Genomic DNA, 14,235 nt, shown 5'->3' on the forward strand with positions numbered 1-14,235 from the left:
TTCTAGAAGGAGCTACTGATGTAGTGCTTCCTGTTGCTGCAGCGTACCATACAACGGTCTCTCCTGATCCTGCTGTTGCAGATCCAGTTTTTGCCGATCCGTCAAAACATGCTGTTACGTCTGTACCTGAAGGGGCTAATGGCAAAGGATTGATTGTAACTGTTACCAGTGTACGTGGTCCTTCACAACCTGTAGCTGTAATCTTAGCTCCGGCATAGGCTGAAGTAGTTCCAACTGCAGTTCTAGAAGGAGCTACTGATGTAGTGCTTCCTGTTGCTGCAGCGTACCATACAACCGTCTCTCCTGATCCCGCTGTTGCTGATCCAGTTTTTGCTATATTGTCAAAACATGCTGTTACGTCTGTGCCTGTAGGTGCTACTGGTAAAGGATTCACAGTTATATCTAACTCCGCATAACCATAGCAACCTGGATTCGACAAGCTTTCACTACGAGCATAAATAGTCATAGTTCCGGTAGGTGTATAATTTGTTGGTACAGTTATTTCTTCTGAGTACACATTATTAATTAAAGTCTTGTAATATTTAATTGGACCACTATCAGTAGTTGCCCCTACAGTCAAGTCAATAGCTGTCCCTGCACAAGCAGACTTAGGCAGAACTGACACAACCGGTATCTTTCCAGTATTCCCAAATAAGAAAGGACCTGCAAAATCTTTCAGCTCACTGCCAAAAGCGCCTTCGTTTGGTCCACCACCACTACTACGTGTTTTAACCAATAAACTACCCAGTATATTGCTACATGGGCTTTGCTCCCCACGTTTATCCAATCCAAAAGCAGTTAGATTAATTCCTATTTCAACAAACTGATATCGTGTATACATATCTACATCTGTTGGCGTAGTTCCTTCCCATGTATTCCATGGTGGTGCTTGTGTACGAGAGTTTTCAAATGTAGCGAAATCATCATTAACCCTACCCCACATATTTACACCCAATCCTTTAGAATTAATGGCAGCATAACCATAATCCCCTGAACCGGTACCTTTTTCGAAAGCTACACTTTTATCAACATTAAAAGGGCTATTGGACTTTGTAGTATATCCATCAAAAGTCGCTTGACTCATCCAAACTCTGACCCTGATAGAAGGAACATTTCCCCCATTGATGTAATCTACAGAAATAATGATGGTTCCCGGAATCGCAACAGAACCATCTAGTGGATCAAAAGTAAATGCGGTACGACCTCCATCAGGACCGGTTTTTCCAGGAACTGACAAGTCAGCCGGGGTTTCTAACGCAGTACGGAAGAATTCAAAATCGACGTGCTTGTTACCATTAGTAACCACTAAAGAAGCTCCTGCATAAGCCCAAAGCGTTGTAAAAGGTCTTGGGTCTACGTCTCCCGGAGGGAGGCCTGAAAATGGAAGTCTAATTCCTTCCCCCCTTAAATGCGCATACACATCAATGATATCATCTTTTTGGGGAACACTTCCCGCTGTACCTATATTCCAAGTAGATGGATTGTCTGAATTTTTATCTCCACTACCTGCAAAATAGGATGTTTCGGCTTTACCTCCCTTTACATAAGTATCGCGTCCATAAACCGCATCCAGCCATAGATATTTTCCTGACCAAGTTGAAGGAACGTCTTTATCATAACCTGCAAGAGGAACTACAGGAAAAGGAAATGGTTCGGTAGGAGCAAATATCGATTGTCTTCTCTGAAAAGACGTATTTGTCATCGGATTCGGAATTGGGTCTGATTTCGGATTAGCGCCGGTCTGATCAATTACCCCTAAGCCGGATGCACCTAAAAACCAATCATCAGTATTTGCTCCATCAATAAGTGGACTAACTGCTGGATTAGGTTGAAACTTAAACAAGCCTGAATAAGCATCCCCATCAATTCCAAAATTAGCTTTAACAGCAGATGAACCTACATCCTGCCCATAGGAATTTGATGTAAAACCAATCCCTAAAAGCAGCAGCGTTGCATAGAAAACGAGTCTCTTAGTAGATCTACTCGTTTCAAAAAAATCTGAAAAACCTGCTTTAAAACGGCAGGAAAAAGTTTGACAATACTCTTGCCATACTTTTAGCTTCGATAAAATTGTAATCTTTTTCATAATAATAGTATTTTTACTTCATAAAACATGTTATATAGGTAGTTTATAGACTCGGGGAAGAAACTATTAAGAAAAAACACCTTCATAAAAAATATGAAGTGAACCGTCAGTTAAAGGATATTTTGCTACTAACAAAACCCTTCTATTGAACTTCTAAAAGCTCAATAATTAAAATTAAAGTAGGAGAATTGATAAAAAAAAGCTTGGGGCAGCGTTAAAAAAAATAAACATTATTTCCAATTTCTAATAAAGCCAATATTCTAAAAGAAAAGTTTTAAACTAAAAAAAAAACTTATTAAAAAATGTCGTTATTAAAAATCGAATTGCTTTTTATTGTTAAATAAAGTTACCCATTAATCAAAAAAAAAAGAATAAAAACAGCTCCAAATAGACAAAATTCTATTATAGCCGATAAAAAACAGGGTCATTAAAGAAACCCATTACAAAAACAAAATATTAACAACCCTACCCTTGTTAAAGTATTGATAATTAGTTTATTAGCTTTTGTATTACAAATTAATTGTTAACCTAAGAATAGTATTACGCTTGAACTACTAATAGCTAAGAAATAGCCCAAGCGCTTACTATTTCTTTGTTTTAGAACGTTTTTTTAATTTACACCATACTATTGCAGTACGCTTTCTAAAGTTCCATAAACCGGTATTACTTTTAAAATATTGAACCTATACTACTCCAATACTAGCACATACTAGAAATGAAAAAACCTTCCATAAATGGAAGGTTTTTTCATTAACAAATCCCAATAGACATGGGGATAAGCGATTCATACCTATTTTTGCTGCGCAAAAAAGTGGTTCTCTGCTTACATATTTCTTCGATGTTGTTTTTTATTGATTTACTTGACCTAACACAGGTTTTAGACAACCATTAGGCAACCATGTTTAAAAAGAACCTATTAGCTCCCTTGTAACTCCTATGAAAGTCGAAGTTAAAAAAATCTTTCTGGAAGCTCACCCTCTTCTGATGTAAATTAAAATATAATCAGGAAGAGCCATAAAAATGACTCCTCTTAATTACAAAATCTGCTAGCGCTTTTTCAGGGGTTTTTTGATGGAGGAGAAACCGTCTCAAAAGTTGGTTATCGAAATACAGCATAACTCCTTAATGTCATACTAGGATGCTGAAATAGTAATAGAAATAGGGCTTGTCCTCTATGATGTAAACAAGCTTATTGTTCGTGGATAACTTCACCTGAGCAACCTCTTTAACTTGAGACAACATCATATTTTTGACGTTCTTAATCACCTCAACTTTAAAAGGACACTTTAACTCCATAATCCGGTCTTCTCTTGTAACAACTAGAATACTAAAAGGACTGCTGTATTTAAGCAAAAACCCGTAAGCATTCACATCCATTAGTTATCTGTATTAGCTATATTTATATTATGGAGAAACCAATTTGGCTTACCGCTTTTTATGTGTTTAGCTAGGTATTGGATAAACTCGTACGCTGAAACGTTACGCTCTAAATGATTATCAATATAAGTGCTCTTGTTAGCTTCTGTGAAAATATTGTATAGCTTCCACAAATTTATAGTTCTCTCTGTACTACAAAAGAATTCATCCGCATAGTAATCCTTCACAATGGAAGTTATTTGGCTGTCTGTGGTGGAAAGTTGGAATAAGTCTTTTCTCTCTTCTTTAGAAAGGTATTGATACATCTTCATTTTTCCGATCAGAAAGGCAAACTGCCCTTCATTTATACTATACCTCCCCAGCTCTTTTAAGTTCTCTAGATGTTGTTTCCTGTCATAACCATTTATTAATTCAAGGATTTTAGTTTTCAATTCACCAACGGAACTGATCCTAATACTCTCTGCTAAACCATCGGTAGAGATGCAAAGGTTCAAACATACCTTATTCTGATAGCCTATGAATACTTTAAAACGCTCAATATTCTTCTTGCCGTAAAGGTTTTCAAGGCTGTATGAGCGGACACCTCCAATCGACAAGTTCAATCTGTTTCCATTGATTACTTCACTTATTTCTGGTATCTCAATCACAAACGCCATTCTTTCGTAATAGAGTGTTTTCTCATGCTCTAATAATTCTTTAACAGGTTTCCCAATAGCAGAAGGAATTCTACCTTTGATCATGTGAGAAACTCTGATCTGTTCTTTTAGCTGTATACTATTTGACAATACATTAGTGATCACATCAATAGTATAATTTATAAACTCGTAGTGACTAATAGTCGATTCGTTGTCCCTAGCGAAAACTGGTATTACACACTCATTCTTCAGATGCTCTAAATCTACTTGAATCGTATTGGCTTCAATAAAGTTTTTTCTATCAGGTTGAACGACTTGTGACTCATCTATAATTTGTTCCTCAGGATTATTTAATACTAAATTCATTGTTTTGTGGGTTTAAGTTTTGAATAATTTCTTCTTCGTAGATTACTTGTGCTGAGACATTGTCTAGCGTTTCTTTTCTTGCCATTACAACAGGATAAATCTCCTTGCTTAGATTTGAGTATTTACTATAGATCTGTTTTAAACCTTCAACCGTGTCACAAGCATTAATTTCCTCTTTTATTCTCTCGATAGAAATACCTTGACTGCACCACTCGATTAGTTTTTTACCTGTTGAGGAATTGATAATGAACTCTGGCTTTCCTGAGAATAATTCGGTTCTGTCTTTAGACGCTTGTACAAGATGCTTGTCATTAAGAAACTCAAAGTTTACTGTAAGCTCATATTCGAAGCCTTCTCTTGTGATGCTCTTTGTTCCAAGCTTCATAACCTTAGTCTTTCCGTTACTGTCCTTATCAAGACTGTAGTCCACTTTACTGCGTGTAGAAGTAATAATATGACACTTGGACTGAATGATTGCATCAATGAAAGAATTGTGTCGAGGGGTTACTTTTGCCCAATCTTGGAACCGACCGCCTAATTGCTCATGGATCTCTAAACAGCCCCCTTTTCCTTGCCACTCATGGCTTATAGAATCTATAATGATTAATTCTATATCGGAATCCTCGCATAGCTTAATAGCCTTTAAATAGCGTTCTGGGGCAAAGGGTTCTTCCAATGATACGACATTGAAATCTCCTAAGTGCGAATAGAGGCTTGCACTTTTATTCTCAGTGTCGATTAAGGCTATCTTGTTCCAATCTCCTGTTATTCCGTAAGCTAATAGCAAAGCTGAATAGGTCTTGCCAAAACCTGAAGGACCTGATAGTCCTACTCTTAATTTTACTTGTTGGCGTTCTGCCTTTTGTAGTTTCATACTTTTAGTTTTTAGTGTAAATAAAAAAGAGAACATCTTTCGATGCTCTCTTGCTTAGGTCTTAGTTGACCATTTCTTCCTTGATGACTTGTGAATTGGCGTTTATGATGTCTTTGTCCACATACCGCCAATTGTGTTTTAAAGTGAGGATTTCTCCAGTCTCAGGGACTGCGTACTCATAGGGATCACAGTCTGTTTTTTCAATAGTTCCGGGCAACTCTGTGCCTACAAGAGATTTGCATGTAGCTGCATCGAAGGTGGTAGAGACATTGGCTTTGCGCATAGTGAAATAGATGCGCCCTGTTGCTTTACTTACCAAAGGTTCTAAACCTCCTTGCACAACTAGCAAGTTGAATTCTGTTCCTGTTTTCTGTTTAATGTTTTTAAAATCAATAATTCGTACCATAGTTTTGTGTTATTATAGTTGATTCATAGGGGACTCTCCCTCTTCACTGAAGTAGGGCGGTTGGAGTATGGATCAACTAGCTCTCTTAGAAAAAAAAAATTATTTTCAAAAAGACAACTTTGACAACTTTTTAGAGCAAAAAAAAGCCTAACGATAAGGTTAGGCTTGAGTTTACATATTAGTTTGTTCTTTAACAACACTACTTACAGAAATTTTCTATCGCATTAATTGCCATTTCCATTCCTAAGTCTCTCGCTTTATATAAATCTAAACAGCCACTATTATTTTGATTTAATAAAAGTTTAGTTAGCCCTCTTTTGTAAACATATAGAGCGACATTCGTGTCAAGTTCTACCGTTTTATTATAATCTTCCAATGCTCCTTTATAGTTTCCTAATTCAAATTTTGCATTCCCTCGATTAAGGTAAGCATTTATGTTATTTGGTTCTAACTCTATTGCGCTATTACAATCTTCAATTCCACCATAGAAATCATTTAACAAGATTTTAGAATAACCTCTGTTAGTATAAGCATTTGAATCTCCTGATCGAAGTTCAATCACTTTAGTGTAATCTTCTATCGCACCACGGTAATCTTCCATATTAATTTTCAAACTACCTCTTTTAAAATAAGCGATCTCAAAATCTGGTTCAATTTTGATTGCTTTATTATAGTCTAACAACGCTCCTTGAAAATCTTCTACTTCTTCTTTAGAGGTTCCTCTGCTATAAAAAGCAAATTCAAAATTTGGATCGATTTCAATTACTTTAGAGTAGTCAGAAACAGCACCATAATAGTTTTGGATATTAAATTTTGAATTTGCTCTGTTTAGGTAACCGCCAGTTCCCGTTGGATCAAGCGCTATTACTTTTGTAAAATCCTTAATAGCACCTTCATAATCAGCTGAATAATACTTGTCTAATCCAGTTTTTGTATAATCTTGAGCCGTTTGACTGTAACTAGTCCAAATTGACAAAAGTGTAAGTATTGTAGTCGTTAGTGTTTTCATGTTGTTTAATTACAATTATCCCTAATAAAATCATAAGCTTTTACAAGCCCTAATTCTCCCGCTTTGCTAAAATCTAAGCAAGCACTCTGCTTTTGTTTTAACACAGCTTTTGCAATACCTCTATAAATATATCCAAAGGCATAGTTTGGATCAATTGAAAGTGCTTGACTGTAATCACTGACTGCTCCATTAAAATCTTTTAAATCCAATTTCGCGCTGCCTCTTTTAGTATAGGCATCTCTATGTTTCGGGTTTAAAATAATAGCTTTAGTGTAATCAGTAATTGAACCACGTATATCTCCTAATTTACTTTTCACCTTTCCTCTTTCAAAATAAGCCTCAGCATTTTTAGGATCAAGTTTGATCGCTTTATTTACATCTAACATAGCACCTTGAAAGTCTTTTAATTCCAATTTACTACCTCCTCTGTTACAATATATAAAAGCATCGGACGGATTAAGGTCAATGGCTCGTGTGTAATCATCAACTGCACCTTGATAATCTTTGATCTGACGTTTTGAAAATGCTCTCATAAGTAGAGACGAACCCATGTCAGGATAAATTTCAATTGCTCTGTCAAAATTGTAGATAGCTTCATGGTAGTTATCTGATTCTACTTTTTCCATACCTATATCGAAATAGGCCTTAGCAGATTGACAATAAGAGTTTATGCTTAAAATCAAGACAATAACTAAAATTATTTTTTTCATGTATTTTGTTTGTTAGTTTATTTTATAAGAACCATTATTGTTTATTACAAGTGTAAGAACCCTAGAATGCCAAAAAAAATCATCGCTCCTATACGCCTCTTTATTTGTGCATTCTTGTAGCGAAACACTAAATTTATTGTTGTCTATCCTCCTAATTTGTGGCTGTCTATATGTTTTATCAGCATTATAGAAGGTGTAATAATCTTCGATTAGTTTAAGCGCTTTGTTTTCTGAATGTATGGTTTCAAGTTTTTTCCGTTCTATTGTTTCCTTTTCATCGTATAACGAGTCTATTATCGTGTTTTGGCGTCGATTGATAGATTCTAATCTTTCCTTTTCAGACTTTAAACTTTCCTTTTCCGACATAATCCTTTCATTTTTGGATTCCAACTCATCATATTCAGATTTAGGAACCATACAACTTGAGAAAAGGAAGAGGATACTTAGGATAATTATTATTTTCTTCATAATTTTTCAATCAATTATTAGTTATACTTACATGCTTTTTTTTACCAAGTTTTTATTTAATTAGATAGCTCATTCTTTGTTCTGTCTGTAAACCAACTTTAATCATTAGATCACTTTTGATTCATTTAAAGAATGATCCTATACCTTTATCTATCAGGTTACCCACAAAAACACCAACTAAATTTAGTAGTGCTATAAAAAAGAATATACCAGCGGTCGATTTAAGACTTGGAGACTCGACTTTATCAGTAGTAAGCAGAATTAAACCAGATGTAATTGCTACTACAACTAGAATTGCAGTATAATTTTCCTCGAGAAAATTAAATAAATTTGAGATTAGTCCTAGTACAGAAGATAAAACCAAGAAACCAACCAAAACTGTGAATATTATCAGAACTATTTTAATAGCTTTTTCCATGTAATGTGAGTTAAATTTTTATTTGGATTCGTTGTTATTAGATACCTACGCCACCTTCCCACTATACAAGTGCTGCTGGAACTCTATAAACAACTTACTGATGTTTGAGACTTCACCCAGCACCCCTTTTGCGTCTTCTAAGGACTGATATTTGTTTGTGAGTAAGATTGGGAGCTTTTCTTGATCCAGCTCTTCTACGCCTGTCTCAATGTACTTCGTCAAAACAAACTCTATGAACTCTTTTTGCTTGTCGTTCAACAAGGCGAAGATTGTTGCCTGTGCAGCAGCTACTCGGGCTTCTCTGGTGATCGGTTTAATTTCACTGTTGAATACGTACTCCAGAACGTCAAACAAATCGCTTTTTTCAGCGTCAATAAGTTTCTGAAGAGAAGATAATTCATCTTTTCCAAAACCTGCTTCGTCTAGCTTCTCCAACAATGTTTTGCGAGTCATAGGGTTGCTCCATATCGCTCGCAATTCTTCTTCGCTTTTGAAAAAATCAGGCAGTGCCCCGAATAAGTTGTTAAGGAACTCCTCTACCGTAATAGGCTTGCCATCGGCGCTCCAGAAAGAGGTAGATACCATATGCTGTATTTCTCTTTCTTTTCCGTCACGTAGTTTTATTTTTATCGTCTTTCTCTTTTCGCAAGAGCAAGGTAATTCTCCACATTTTTCGCAGGCTTCCTTTGGTGGCTTTTCGCAAACGCAAGGCCACTGATTGCAAATTTTACAAGGCTTTGGAGTTGGTCCAGGAATATCCGGACACTCACAAACCGCTTTTCCGCATACATCACAAGGTTCTGCTTCTCCGTCCCATTCCGGGTCGGCAAAGTGGTGATAGGCATCTACAAAGTCGTAAATGGTAAAGAAATCTTTTCCGTCAAACATACGCGTACCTCGACCTACAATTTGCTTGAATTCAATCATAGAGTTCACAGGACGCATCAAAACTATGTTCCTAATGTTTCGTGCATCTACACCAGTTGAGAGCTTCTGAGAGGTTGTAAGTATCGTAGGAATAAACTTCTCGTTATCTTGGAACTCTCTCAAAAATTGTTCACCTATCTCGCCGTCATTAGCGGTGACACGCACACAGTAATTTGTGTTTGTTGATTTCTTGTATTGATTGACTAATTCTCGAACAGCTGCAGCATGGTCTTGGGTTGCACAGAAGATGATCGCTTTTTCTTTCTGATTAGCATCGTCCATATAGATCTGCACTCTCTTTTCTTCCCTTGCCTTAATTTCAATGATTCGGTTAAAGTCAGCTTCTTTATAGAGTTTCCCTTCCTCAACTTCTCCGTCAAGTAATTCGTCGTCGCCAGTGAACATATAATCGTCCATCGTGGTTTTGATGCGCTTCACCTTAAAAGGCGTAAGGAAACCGTCATTAATCCCTTCCTTAAGAGAGTAGATATAAACTGGCTCCCCGAAGTATTTATAGGTATCTACGTTGTCTTTTCGTTTTGGTGTGGCTGTTAAGCCCAGTTGCACTGCGGGGGAAAAGTAATCCAAAATCCCTCTCCAGTTTCCTTCATCATTGGCACCACCTCTATGACATTCATCTATGATTATAAAATCAAAATAGTCTGCGGGGTAATCCCCAAAGTAAGGTGCTGGTTTTCCATCCTCATCTTTGCCAGACATAAAAGTCTGAAATATGGTAAAAAAGATGCTCCCGTTAGTAGGAACGCCTCCGTTTTTTTTTATCTCTTTTGTTTTGATTCTGATCAAAGCGTCATCAGGAAAAGCCGAAAAGGAATTGAACGCCTGATCTGCTAAGATGTTCCTGTCAGCTAAAAACAGGATTCGTGGTCTGCGACTTCCATCACGTTTCAGGTTCCAACGTGTCTGAAATAGTTTCCACGCTATCTGAAAAGCGATTGCGGTCTTTCCTGTACCCGTGGCTAATGTTAGCAGAATGCGGTCTTCGTTATTAGCAACTGCTTCTAATGTATTTTTGACTGCCAATTCCTGATAGTAACGTAGTTGCCAAGTGCCTCCTTTCTCTTCAAAAGGAATAGCAGCAAACTTCTCACGCCATTCGTTTTGCACTGCATATGTCTTTTCCCATAATTCATCAGGAGAAAGGTAATTATCGACTAATCCCTCTGCACCCGTTTTCATGCAGATGCTGTATATCTCTTTTCCGTTAGTGGAATAAGTCGTCTCTAAGTTTAATTTCTCGGCATAGAGCTTCGCTTGAGCGACACCTTCACCAACTCCAAGTTCATCACTCTTCGCCTCCACAACAGCTAGCTTGATGCCTTTATAAACCAAAATGTAATCAGCTATCAAGGGTTTAGAACGTCCTCCACCAGCTTGGATTTTACCATCGGTGATTTTAGCTAAGCGTTCCCGAAGGATTTTTGATCCCTCAACAACTCCCCAACCGCAAGCTTTTAGCTTTGGGTCTATTCGCTCTGCTCTTGTTTCTGCTTCGTTCATTAGGCTACATTTATTGACAAAACTTCAGCATTCTTAGGGAACAAATCCTGCTTAATTTCATGTACAAGTCCAAATTCCTTTGCTTCCTCAGGGCTTAAAGTAGTTCGCTTGTTTATTGAATCCGTTATTTCTTCAACGGTTTTCAACGTAGCTTTTGAAATTGTAGATGAAATATTTATTGTGTCTATCTTCATGCCCTTTAAAATTTCTTCTATTTTTTCAGATTCTAAATTACCATTTATACCCGCGGAAACAGGATGCAATAAAAATCTTGCATCTGGAGCACTATATCTTTTTGCACCCGCTGAAAAAATCACTACACCTATGGAATCAACGCTGCCAAAATTATGTGTTTCTATTTCTAAAGGTATCCCCATTAAATAATTATGAATTGACAACCCATGAAAAACACTTCCTCCTGGTGTAGAAATAAGCAGGACAATCTTTTCATAACCTTCATGCACTTTTTGATCTATAACATTCATTAATGCATTAGTGGCAGCACTATCCACTGCTGCAAAAAATTTAATATAAATTGTTTTCATGTTTCTGTATAATTTTATTTGCTTTCTAATTCTAATGTTTTACTGCTCAACTCCCCAGCAAACGCCTTTTGCAAGACACTCTTTTTTAACTCCTCCAGATCATTTATTTTTTGCTGGTAAATAGCTTCTAGTCTTTTTGTTTCTAATGAAAGCGCATCGAGTTTTCGCACGATGGATTGTTGTTCATTGAGAGAAGGTAGTGGCACAATAAATTCTCTCATAGTTTTAAGAGAAACGTTTTTAATTGTAGCACCAGTAGATTCTTTGTGTGCATATAACAAAAAATAAGGGCTTGATAGAACATACTTGATGTAACTTTTAGCAACACTATCTTTCATGTTGAAATAACAAGCGCTCTTCCCTAAAATTATTTTTTCATTATTGTAAAAAGCAACATTTCCCAATGTCCCATTGATAGAAACCATAACAGTTCTATCAGTTAAGTTTTTCTTGTACTTATTATATTCTTCGATAGAAACTCTTTTCGTACTTGTTTTAAACTCTATAACACCATCTTTGAGGTTGTTGCCATTTATAAAATGATAATCACCATCTTCTGTATATTTTGGCGTTCCGTGCAATCCATCTCCAAGGAGAGTAGTTAGTTCTTTCAATGTTTTATTCTCCCATCCCTCGCCTTTAGTCTCAAACACCCCTTGTAAGTAACTCTCAAAAAGCTCCTTGGCGTTGTTTAGGTTTTGTTCTGCATTGGCTTTGGCTTTGGCTATCGCATCAAAGGTCTCGTCTAAAATGGCTACGATGAGTTGTTGCTCATGGAGCGAAGGAATTGGCAGAACCACTCTCTTAACTAAATCACCGCTAATGTTTTGTACAACTGAACCACTCGCTAACTTATGAAATTGTTCATTCACGCACGGAGATGATAGAAGATGAAAAAAATATTCAGCATCAATGAAGTTATGTAAACGCAATACAAACCAACCGTCATGAATATAACCATCCGTTTTCATAATATATGGCCTTCCAAACGACATCGAATTTGATAAAATTAAGTCTCCTTCTTTTACATACCTTGACTTTTCAGCGCCCTCCTTTGTAATTTTCTCTTTTGTAGTATAAATGTATTTTTCTACTCCTTTGGTATCTCCAATTTTAATCCAATTAACCCCGTCAGAACTATCAGTCTGATATTTTTTAATAGGTCTTGGTGAACTTCCCCTTTCGACAATACATACATCAACCAAGTTTTTTACTTCCCATCCTTGCTTCATATCAGTTCATAGATTGAGTTTAAAATACCGGCACTTTCTTCGTCCAAAGCTTTTATTTCCTCCAAAATAGCCGCAGGCTTACGCAAAGCCGCTTCTTCTTTCTTGTTGGGGTTCTTGGCACTCAGGTCAAATGTGGTTTGATCTAGAGAGGTGAAATCTACGCTCCAAGAGTTTTCGCTTTCGGCAAAGTTTTTCTGGAGTTCCACAAAGTCAGCTAAATCTTTCTCGTTTAGTGGGCTTGTTTTACCTAAGTTCCTATCTAGATTTAGTTGGTAGAACCAGGTTTTCTGCGTAGGCGCTCCTTTCTCAAAGAACAAGACTACGGTTTTTACTCCCGCGCCCGTAAAGGTTCCGCCTGGTAAATCTAAAACCGTGTGAAGATTACAGCTCTCTAGTAATAGCTTTCGCAAAGCGACACTAGCGTTGTCAGTGTTACTCAAAAAGGTATTTTTGATTACCACACCTGCTTTACCACCAGCTCTCAATATCTTAATAAAGTGCTGCATGAACAAGGAAGCCGTTTCTCCTGTTTTAATAGGGAAGTTTTGTTGTACCTCGGCACGCTCTTTACCTCCAAAGGGTGGGTTTGCCAGAATTATATCATAACGGTCCTTCTCTTGTATGTCGGTTATGTTCTCCGCAAGGGTATTGGTGTGTATAATGTTAGGTGCTTCTACACCGTGTAAGATCATGTTCATCGTACCTATGATATAGGCCAATGACTTTTTCTCTTTACCATAGAAGGTCTTTTTTTGTAACGTGGTTACATCGGCAGTAGTCAGTTTTTTGCTGTTCATTAGATAGTCAAATGCCTCACACAAAAAGCCCGCGCTACCTACAGCGCCGTCATAAATAGTATTTCCTATTTGTGGAGCCACGACCTTAATAATGGTTTTAATCAAAGGACGAGGGGTGTAATACTCCCCACCGTTACGCCCAGCGTTACCCATGTTTTTAATCTTGTCCTCATAGAGGTGACTCATTTCATGTTTGTCTGCATGGGTACGGAAACGCAATTCGTCTATGCGGTTGATTACCTCACGTATATTGTAGCCGCTTTGCATCCTGTTTTTTAGTTCGCTGAATATCTCGCCTATTTTGTACTCAATGGTATCTGGAGTCAAAGCATCAGCTTTAAACTTCTTGAGGTAAGGGAAGAGTTTTTCGTTTACAAAGTCGGCTAGATCATCGCCCGTCAAAGCAGCGTGATGGTCCATGTTGCCGTCTTTGTCTTTGGGTGTAGCCCAAACGCTCCATTGAAATTCAGGTGCTATGATATTTGTATATGCCTTACCCGTAAGTTCAGCTGCTGTTGCTTTATCTTTCTCTAGATCGTCTAAGTACTTCAGAAACAAAACCCAAGAGGTTTGTTCTACATAATCCAACTCACTCCCACAACCCGCATCCTTATGCAGGATATCATCTATATTCTTAAAAGTCTGTTCAAACATTTATTTAATTCTTTTTATACGGTCAAATTTACATTTGTTATTCTTACGCTCAGCCAAAAAATGCAGCTTTATTAACGGATAAACGTTCTAAATGAATTTATCATCAGGATTGCTACTTGTAACCACGTTGATTGCTCCTTGCTAATTTATAATAAAATAACTACAAAAGTGAAATTCCACTCAGTTGTTTTATTTCGCTGCTAACAAACT

At 37.1% G+C, this 14,235-nt stretch carries 12 protein-coding genes; all 12 read right to left on the reverse strand.

All coding sequences use genetic code 11. The features are described from left to right. On the reverse strand, positions 1-2,086 hold a 2,086-nt coding region (locus AAC069_RS00005; protein WP_339918498.1), incomplete at its 3' end, for a hypothetical protein. A gap of 1,376 nt (positions 2,087-3,462) precedes the next feature. After that, the gene (locus AAC069_RS00010) at positions 3,463-4,464 is read right to left on the reverse strand and encodes a DUF3871 family protein (protein ID WP_339918499.1); all 1,002 of its coding nucleotides are present in this window, start codon (positions 4,462-4,464) and stop codon (positions 3,463-3,465) included. Further along, positions 4,445-5,338 (reverse strand): AAA family ATPase, encoded by an 894-nt coding sequence (locus AAC069_RS00015; protein WP_339918500.1) that lies wholly within the window; start codon positions 5,336-5,338, stop codon positions 4,445-4,447. The genes AAC069_RS00010 and AAC069_RS00015 overlap by 20 nt, the downstream gene beginning before the upstream one ends. A gap of 61 nt (positions 5,339-5,399) precedes the next feature. Continuing rightward, positions 5,400-5,744, reverse strand: coding sequence for a hypothetical protein (locus AAC069_RS00020; RefSeq protein WP_339918501.1), 345 nt, complete (start codon positions 5,742-5,744; stop codon positions 5,400-5,402). A 199-nt stretch (positions 5,745-5,943) separates the two neighbouring features. Further along, a complete protein-coding gene (locus tag AAC069_RS00025) occupies positions 5,944-6,753 on the reverse strand; it encodes a tetratricopeptide repeat protein (RefSeq protein WP_339918502.1) in 810 nt (269 codons plus the stop codon). Between the two features lie 5 nt (positions 6,754-6,758). After that, on the reverse strand, positions 6,759-7,463 hold the full coding sequence (locus AAC069_RS00030) for a tetratricopeptide repeat protein (RefSeq protein WP_339918503.1): 705 nt from the start codon (positions 7,461-7,463) through the stop codon (positions 6,759-6,761). 12 nt (positions 7,464-7,475) lie between these two features. Continuing rightward, a complete protein-coding gene (locus AAC069_RS00035; protein WP_339918504.1) occupies positions 7,476-7,931 on the reverse strand; it encodes a hypothetical protein in 456 nt (151 codons plus the stop codon). 121 nt (positions 7,932-8,052) lie between these two features. Then, positions 8,053-8,349, reverse strand: a complete 297-nt coding sequence (locus tag AAC069_RS00040; RefSeq protein ID WP_339918505.1) for a hypothetical protein — start codon at positions 8,347-8,349, stop codon at positions 8,053-8,055. Positions 8,350-8,394: 45 nt separating this feature from the next. After that, a complete protein-coding gene (locus AAC069_RS00045; RefSeq protein WP_339918506.1) occupies positions 8,395-10,599 on the reverse strand; it encodes a DEAD/DEAH box helicase family protein in 2,205 nt (734 codons plus the stop codon). 197 nt (positions 10,600-10,796) lie between these two features. Continuing rightward, a complete protein-coding gene (locus AAC069_RS00050; RefSeq protein WP_339918507.1) occupies positions 10,797-11,342 on the reverse strand; it encodes an ATP-dependent Clp protease proteolytic subunit in 546 nt (181 codons plus the stop codon). A gap of 14 nt (positions 11,343-11,356) precedes the next feature. Then, positions 11,357-12,574, reverse strand: a complete 1,218-nt coding sequence (locus AAC069_RS00055; RefSeq protein ID WP_339918508.1) for a restriction endonuclease subunit S — start codon at positions 12,572-12,574, stop codon at positions 11,357-11,359. After that, positions 12,571-14,025 carry an N-6 DNA methylase gene (locus AAC069_RS00060; RefSeq protein WP_339918509.1) on the reverse strand — a complete coding sequence of 485 codons (1,455 nt, stop codon included), beginning with the start codon at positions 14,023-14,025 and terminating at the stop codon, positions 12,571-12,573. Before AAC069_RS00060 ends, AAC069_RS00055 begins: the two co-directional genes overlap by 4 nt. Positions 14,026-14,235 lie beyond the last annotated feature (210 nt).

Source organism: uncultured Flavobacterium sp. (assembly GCF_963974175.1).
GTDB lineage: Bacteria > Bacteroidota > Bacteroidia > Flavobacteriales > Flavobacteriaceae > Flavobacterium.

What these genes read in the sequence shown, in the direction of transcription:
- AAC069_RS00010 (WP_339918499.1), bottom strand. Translation starts at nt 4,464, where the DNA reads ATGAATTTAGTATTAAATAATCCTGAGGAACAAATTATAGATGAGTCA.
- AAC069_RS00015 (WP_339918500.1), bottom strand. Translation starts at nt 5,338, where the DNA reads ATGAAACTACAAAAGGCAGAACGCCAACAAGTAAAATTAAGAGTAGGA.
- AAC069_RS00020 (WP_339918501.1), bottom strand. Translation starts at nt 5,744, where the DNA reads ATGGTACGAATTATTGATTTTAAAAACATTAAACAGAAAACAGGAACA.
- AAC069_RS00025 (WP_339918502.1), bottom strand. Translation starts at nt 6,753, where the DNA reads ATGAAAACACTAACGACTACAATACTTACACTTTTGTCAATTTGGACT.
- AAC069_RS00030 (WP_339918503.1), bottom strand. Translation starts at nt 7,463, where the DNA reads ATGAAAAAAATAATTTTAGTTATTGTCTTGATTTTAAGCATAAACTCT.
- AAC069_RS00035 (WP_339918504.1), bottom strand. Translation starts at nt 7,931, where the DNA reads ATGAAGAAAATAATAATTATCCTAAGTATCCTCTTCCTTTTCTCAAGT.
- AAC069_RS00040 (WP_339918505.1), bottom strand. Translation starts at nt 8,349, where the DNA reads ATGGAAAAAGCTATTAAAATAGTTCTGATAATATTCACAGTTTTGGTT.
- AAC069_RS00050 (WP_339918507.1), bottom strand. Translation starts at nt 11,342, where the DNA reads ATGAAAACAATTTATATTAAATTTTTTGCAGCAGTGGATAGTGCTGCC.
- AAC069_RS00055 (WP_339918508.1), bottom strand. Translation starts at nt 12,574, where the DNA reads ATGAAGCAAGGATGGGAAGTAAAAAACTTGGTTGATGTATGTATTGTC.
- AAC069_RS00060 (WP_339918509.1), bottom strand. Translation starts at nt 14,025, where the DNA reads ATGTTTGAACAGACTTTTAAGAATATAGATGATATCCTGCATAAGGAT.